This window comes from Micromonospora sp. NPDC005324 (assembly GCF_040607155.1).
In the GTDB taxonomy this organism is placed as follows: Bacteria; Actinomycetota; Actinomycetes; order Mycobacteriales; family Micromonosporaceae; genus Micromonospora; species Micromonospora trifolii.
Genome location: NZ_JBEXGE010000041.1, coordinates 62,538 through 68,858 on the forward strand (window position 1 = coordinate 62,538; position 6,321 = coordinate 68,858).

Here is a 6,321-nt window from a genome sequence, read left to right on the forward strand (position 1 = left end):
AGTCCGCATTGCGGTGCGACAGGTCAGCGATCGACGGGGATGACACGTCCGCGTGGTACCGATAGCGTCCCCGTGTGGACGATCAACGTCCAGGCCGATGTCACCGGAGGAGACGCCGATGTTCGAGGAGTTCATGGGCATCCCGGCCCACCCTCTGCTGCTGCACGCCGCGGTCGTGTTCGTGCCGTTGCTGGCCCTGCTGACTGTCGGCTACGCGTTCGTCCCGCCGATCCGGCCGCACACCCGGTGGGTGCTGGGGCTGCTCGCCGTGGGTGCGCCGGTCGCCGCCCTGCTGACGAAGCTCTCCGGCGACGCTTTCCTCGAGCGGATGCGCTCCGCCAACCGGGTCACCCCCGATTTCCTGCCGAAGCTGGAGGCGCACCAGGAGTTCGGCGACATCACGCTCTACGCCAGCATCGGGTTGGGGGTGGTGGCCCTGGCGCTGGTCCGGCTCGTCCCGCCGCGACCCGCCGAGGGTGCGCGCCCCCGACTGCTGACCCCCGCGTTGCAGGTGTTGTCGCTGGTGGCCGCCGCCGTCACGGTGTATTACGTGTTCCGCACCGGCGACTCCGGGGCGAAGGCGGTCTGGGAGGGCCAGTGACGTCGGCGGCTCATCCGCGGCTGGCCCGGTCGACGCCCCTGTGCACCTCGACGGTGCGCTCGATCAGCTGCCGCAGCACGCCCTCGTCGACGTCGTCGAGCCGCCTCAGGTAGATGCACCCCTTTCCCTCGCGGTGCGGGCCGAGCCGGGCGAGGAGCGCGGCGTCGGGCTCCTCGAGACCTCCGCCGGTGAGGTAGAGGACGAGGTTCTGTTTGCGCGGCGAGAACCCCACCAGTGGCGCGTCGCCACTACGCCCGCTCTCGTAGGTGTAGTGGTAGCTGCCGAAGCCGACGATGCTCGCGCCCCACATCACCGCCGGCTCCCCGGTCAGCTCACCCATGATCGCGCGGAGCCGCCCCGCGTCGGCCCGTCTGCGTTCGTCGGGATTACCGGCCAGGAAGTCGTCGACGCTGATCACGGTCGGAACGGCTGCTGGCTGCTTCGCTGTGGCCATGACGTGATGCTGTCACCTGCCTACGACGGGAATCGCCCCAGCGGTCAGGCAACCGCGTCGCGTGTTCGCCAGGACAGCGCCACGAGCCACCCCGAGATGAGCACCGCTGCGACGGCGAAGCGGATGCTCGCACTCCCCTCGCTCCACGGCAGGGCGGTGAGCACGAACGCGACGGCACCGCTGGTGGCGCTGTAGAGCGCCCAGCTCCGGTCCCCCTCGCCGGCGAACCGTCGAGCGAGCAGCAGGCCGGCCGCGATCAGCGACAGGAACGCCGCCGCGCCGCACACCGTGTGCAGGACGCTGCCCGTGCTGGCCTGCTCGGGCAGACCCGCCGGGGCTCCGGGTGGCCAGCCGAGCGCGGGATCGGGCACGAAGATCCCGCCGCCGACCATCGCCACCCCGTACACGCCGACCAGCACCGGCACCACGGTGCCGGCCCGACCCGGTCGCAGCGCCTGCCACAGGCCCGCCGCGAAGGCGACGGCCAGTACGCCGGTGCCCACGAACGCGATGACCTGCAACCAGCCGAGGTCGCCGAGGGTGAGTGAGCTGACCGCGTGGCGGCGCAGGTCGAACCCGGATCGGGTGAACGCCTGCCCGAACGACAGGACGGGGAAGAGCAGGCCGGCGACCGTGCCACAGCCCAGCAGGAGGAGGGTTCGGCGCAGCGATGTCTCGGCGACGGACGTCATGGGCGTGCCTCTCGTTGTCGGCGTGACGGTTCACCGTCACGACGAACGAGGTGGGGCCGGATCGACACCGTGACACAAGAACTGTGGTGCGACCCGGCCGGAGCCGGGCCGCACCACAGTGTCGACGGTCAGCCGGCGTGGTACGCCCGGATGATGGTCTGGTCGATTCCGCTACCGCCGTTGGCGGCGGCCTTCACCCGCAACGACACGGCCTGCCCGGAGGTGGCCTTCGGCAGCGCGACCCGGTAGCTGTCGCCGCCGCCGGTGACCCGGGCCGACTTCCAGGTGGCGCCGTCGTCGGTCGAGGTCCAGACCTGGAACGAGGTCACCCTCTGCGTCTTCACACCGTGCGCCTGCCGGACGGCCAGCTCGGCCGTTCCGTCGACCGAATGGTTGTTGTGGTCCATCGGTAGGGCGTAGTCGACAGCGAGCAGGGGCAACGGCACGCTTCCGGTCCCGTCGGGGCCGGCGGACCGGAACGTCCACGAGGTGTTGACAGTGGTCGAGATCGGCAGGATCAGGCTCGTGTCGACGTCGAGGGTCACCCGGTAGTCGGCCATCGACTGCGCGACGGTGAAGTCGCCGTGCGGGCCTGACCGCTCGTCGACCAGCTTGCCGTTGCGGTGCAGCGACAGCTTGCGCTTCACGCCGATCGCCTCGCCCTGCAGGCAGTCGGCCCGCTGGTGCTGGTCGGTCAGCGACACCAGGTCGAGGTGCAGGTTGCCCCGGGTCCGCGACGGCGCGGTGGCGCAGCTCCACTCGGCCCCGGCCGGGTCGTCGTACCAGTCGGAGTGCAGGGGCTGACGCGCCCAGATCTTGGTCTGCCGGCTACCCGGCTGGTAGCTGCGGGGTGCCTCGTCGGCGGCCAGCCCGCCGTAGCCGCCCTGGTCGGCCCAGAGGATGTCGGGCGAGAGGTAGTCGGTCCGGTACGGCGGCAGGTTCCCCTCGTGGGTCTGGGTGACTCCCACCCCGTCGCGGGTCATGCCGGTACGGACCAGTTGGGTGAACATCTCCGGCGAATCCGTCTGGTGGAACCGCTCGTCGATCCGGGCGAGCGTGGCCTGCTCGGCCTTGTTCACCCGGAAGGCGGGGTCGGCCGGCACGCCGCCCGCGTACTCGTGCACCAGGTTGTAGCGGTACGGGTTGGCGGTGCCGGCCGGCGAGTCCAGGTTGACGGCCGCCCAGGTGCGCCGGGAGCCGACGGTGGGCTTGGGCAGCGCTGTGGTGCGGACCGCCGTCCTGGTCCCGTACCCGCTGATCTGGTGCCACCAGGACAGACCGTTCGCCGCGGTCTGGACGTTCGTGAAATCGGTCCGGGTGGGCGTGGTGGGCACCCCGTCGACAGTCGCCGTCACCGGCCTGGCCCGCGCCGGGTCGAGCGTCACGCTCCGGGCGCCGCGCACGTCCAGGTCGGACTCGGCGGCGAGCGTCGTCTCCAGCACGTCACTGTCGACGTAGTAGGCGACGGACGAGCCGAGGATCGCGCACCTGCCGGCCGGTACCCGCAGCGTGAAGGTGTCTCCGGGTGCGCCGCCCGCGCCGCCGTAGTAGATCAGCGGGTCGATGAGGTTGGTGACCATCAGGTTGATCCAGCTCTCCGCGCCGTCCTTCAGGCCCGGCAGCGGCTTCGTCTGGATCGTCAGGTCGTAGCTGGGCTGCTCGACGGAGAAGCTCACCGGGGTCGTCGCGACCAGCTCGCGGCCGGAACGGGCGGTGACGGTGGCCAGGTAGAAGCCCGGTCGGGCGGCCAGCGCCGCACGGTTGACCCGCAGAGTCGCCGCGGCGGTGGTGCCGTGCTTGGGCGTCAGCCGGCTCGTCGAGAGCGAGGCCGCGCCGCGCGGCACCGGCTGGCCGTCGTGGTTGACGATCGACACGTCGAGGTCGAGAACTGCCGTCGACTCACCGGTCCAGCTCAGCTTCGTCTCGCTGGTCCGGGCTGGCGGCCGAGCCCGGCGAGGAGATGGCGGCGCCGCTGTGGACGAAACCGCCTCTTCGGGCGACTTCCGCAAGATCATATGCAGACGGAACGATCTTCGGGGGGCCTTCGACGAGGTGTTTTCCGGCCCGCGCGCTGAGAATTTCGGCGCTGTTTCGTGGCCGGGCTCGGTTCGATGTCGGTTCGATTGCCGGCCGCCGATCCGGCAGCGACGGCGTGGACGACAGATGCGTCCTACCCGAAGGGATCGACGGGACGCCGGACCGGACCTAGCATGGCGACGAATGGATCTTCGAGATTGGCCCCTGCCGACCCCCGGCAACCAGCCCAACCGAAGGGAGACGCGCATGCGTCGACCCCGTCATCTGGCACTCCTGAGCGTCGGCGTGTCCGGCGCTCTGGTCCTCAGCGCAGCCCCACCCGCGGCTGCCGCTCCGCCCACGCCCACCACGCCCACCGGCATCGTGGTCAGCGACGGCATGACCCAACCGGTGTTCTCGCTCGCCGACGCGATCGAGGAGCGGGTGTTCGTCCAGACCCCGGTGGACACCGACCACGACGGTCGACCTGACCGGGTGGCGATCGACATCTCCCGCCCCCGGGAGACCGCCACTCACGGCTTCAAGGTGCCGGTCATCTTCGAACACAGCCCGTACCGCAAGGGCACCTGGGGTGACGTACCGTACCCGAGCGTGCTGGTCGACGACCTGCCGCAGAACGGCCTGACCGACCGCGACGGGCGACGCGCGCTCGACGCCGGCGCACAACGCGCCCAGGCGAAGGCCAACCTGCCCGGCTCACTGGACGACTACTACGTGCCCCGCGGGTACGCGGTGGTGCTCGGTCAGAGCGTCGGCACCGGCGACTCGGACGGCTGCCCGACCAGCGGGGACCAGGCCGAGACCCTCGGCACCAAGGCGGTCATCGACTGGCTCAACGGCCGGGCCAAGGGGTACGACGCGAACGGCGCCCCGATCACCGCCGGGTGGACCACCGGCGCGGTCGGCATGACCGGTGTCTCCTACAACGGAACGCTGCCCAACCAGGTGGCCACCACGGGGGTCAAGGGGCTCAAGACCATCGTGCCGGTCTCCGCGATCAGCAGCTGGTACGACTACTACCGGGCCAACGGCCTGGTGGTAGCTCCCGGGACGTTCCAGGGCGAGGACCTCGACATCCTGGCCCAGTACACCGCCGGGCAGGCCCGCGCGGAAGGGCAGTGCGCCGACGAGCTCGCGGGAATCACCGCGAAGCAGGACCGGGCCACCGGCGACTACTCGACGTTCTGGCGCGACCGCGACTACCTCGACGCCCGCGACGTCAAGGCCAGCGTCTTCGTCGTGCACGGCCTCAACGACTGGAACGTCAAGACCGAACACTTCGCCGGCTGGTGGGACCAGCTCGCCAAGCGTGACGTCCCCCGCAAGATCTGGCTGCACCAGGGCGGCCACGGTGGTCCGGGCAGCAGCGCGTCGGTGACCCTGCCCAGCGGCCAGACGTGGACGTACAAGCAGACCGAGAACCGCTGGTTTGACTTCTGGCTGTGGAACGTGCGCAACGGCATCATGGACGAGCCGACGGCGGTGCTCCAGCGCGAGGACCGCGCCTACACCACGTACGCCAACTGGCCCGACCCGGCGGCGCGGGAGGTCGGCCTGCGCTTCGCCGCCACCGACACCACCGCACCCGGCGCGCTCACCACCGGAAAGCCGCCGAAGGCCACCGTCGAGCAGAGCTTCGTCGACGAGGGCCGGACCATCCACCCGGACACCCTGGTGTCCAACCCGGACACCGCGAGCGCCAACCGACTCGCCTACCGCTCCCCCGAGCTGACGCAGAGCGTGCGCATCTCCGGGCGTCCGGAGATGCGACTGCGGATGGCCATCGACAACAAGCCGGACGCGAACCTCACCGCGTACCTGGTCGACTACGGCCCGGCCGGGTCGACCGCCGCCCCGACAGTGGTGACGCGAGGGTGGATGGACCCGCAGAACCGCAAGAGCGCCGCGCGCAGCGAGCCGGTCAAGCAGGGCAAGCTGTACGACTACCGGTGGACCATGGAGCCGAAGGACTACATCTTCCCGGCGGGACACCGGATCGGCGTGGTCGTCTTCTCCAGCGACCAGGAGTACACACTGCTGCCGTTGGGCGGCACCGAACTGCGGGTCGCACCGAACGACAGCGAGCTGCGACTGCCGATTGTCGGCGGACGGAACGTCCTCGGGTTCTGATTTCAACTTCGCACTCCCGGGTGGGGCAGTCCGACGCGTTCGGGCTGCCCCACCCGCACGTCGGGGACCCGTTCCGCCGCTCAGGGCACGCGAACGGCGCAGACCTGCATGATCCACTCGGCTTTCATGACGTCGCGGTATCCCCGGCACCGGGACCCCGCGATTTCCATGAACCTGAGCCGATTATCCCGCCTCGTACGCCGTGTCCGTTTCTCCGGTCGGGCGGGGTGAGAGGGTTGTCGGGTTTGACCCCGGCTGTCGGGTGGTCCGGGCCACCCCGACGGCGGAATCGGCGGCCGGGCCGGGTCGTTATACCTGGCATGCCACCGCGACTCTCGGGTCGTGGGGCGCGGCAGCCGCCGGGAACATCCGCCAGGCCGCCCCGGTTACATCCCCCGCAACGCCCG

Annotated in this window: 5 protein-coding genes; 2 read left to right on the top strand and 3 right to left on the bottom strand. The window is 70.6% G+C overall.

What is annotated here, in order from left to right:
• The first annotated feature begins 118 nt into the window (after positions 1-118).
• Entirely contained in the window at positions 119-601 is a 483-nt protein-coding gene (locus ABZS40_RS30645) for a DUF2231 domain-containing protein (RefSeq protein WP_354947296.1), read from the top strand.
• 10 nt (positions 602-611) lie between these two features.
• Here the strand turns inward: ABZS40_RS30645 and ABZS40_RS30650 are convergent, their stop codons facing one another.
• The 3 genes from ABZS40_RS30650 to ABZS40_RS30660 all read right to left on the bottom strand — a co-directional run bounded on the left by ABZS40_RS30650 (position 612) and on the right by ABZS40_RS30660 (position 3,762).
• Positions 612-1,055 carry a DUF1801 domain-containing protein gene (locus ABZS40_RS30650; protein ID WP_354947298.1) on the bottom strand — a complete coding sequence of 148 codons (444 nt, stop codon included), beginning with the start codon at positions 1,053-1,055 and terminating at the stop codon, positions 612-614.
• Positions 1,056-1,099: 44 nt separating this feature from the next.
• Entirely contained in the window at positions 1,100-1,747 is a 648-nt protein-coding gene (locus ABZS40_RS30655) for a DUF998 domain-containing protein (RefSeq protein ID WP_354947300.1), read from the bottom strand.
• Positions 1,748-1,875: 128 nt separating this feature from the next.
• Positions 1,876-3,762 carry a hypothetical protein gene (locus ABZS40_RS30660; RefSeq protein WP_354947302.1) on the bottom strand — a complete coding sequence of 629 codons (1,887 nt, stop codon included), beginning with the start codon at positions 3,760-3,762 and terminating at the stop codon, positions 1,876-1,878.
• 268 nt (positions 3,763-4,030) lie between these two features.
• On the opposite strand from ABZS40_RS30660, the gene ABZS40_RS30665 reads away from it, so the two are divergent.
• Positions 4,031-5,914 carry a Xaa-Pro dipeptidyl-peptidase gene (locus ABZS40_RS30665; RefSeq protein ID WP_354947304.1) on the top strand — a complete coding sequence of 628 codons (1,884 nt, stop codon included), beginning with the start codon at positions 4,031-4,033 and terminating at the stop codon, positions 5,912-5,914.
• The last annotated feature ends 407 nt before the right edge of the window (positions 5,915-6,321 follow it).

Excerpts from the sequence above, each read along its gene's own strand:
- ABZS40_RS30660 (WP_354947302.1), bottom strand. The coding sequence starts at position 3,762 with ATGATCTTGCGGAAGTCGCCCGAAGAGGCGGTTTCGTCCACAGCGGCG.
- ABZS40_RS30665 (WP_354947304.1), top strand. The coding sequence starts at position 4,031 with ATGCGTCGACCCCGTCATCTGGCACTCCTGAGCGTCGGCGTGTCCGGC.
- ABZS40_RS30650 (WP_354947298.1), bottom strand. The coding sequence starts at position 1,055 with ATGGCCACAGCGAAGCAGCCAGCAGCCGTTCCGACCGTGATCAGCGTC.
- ABZS40_RS30655 (WP_354947300.1), bottom strand. The coding sequence starts at position 1,747 with ATGACGTCCGTCGCCGAGACATCGCTGCGCCGAACCCTCCTCCTGCTG.
- ABZS40_RS30645 (WP_354947296.1), top strand. The coding sequence starts at position 119 with ATGTTCGAGGAGTTCATGGGCATCCCGGCCCACCCTCTGCTGCTGCAC.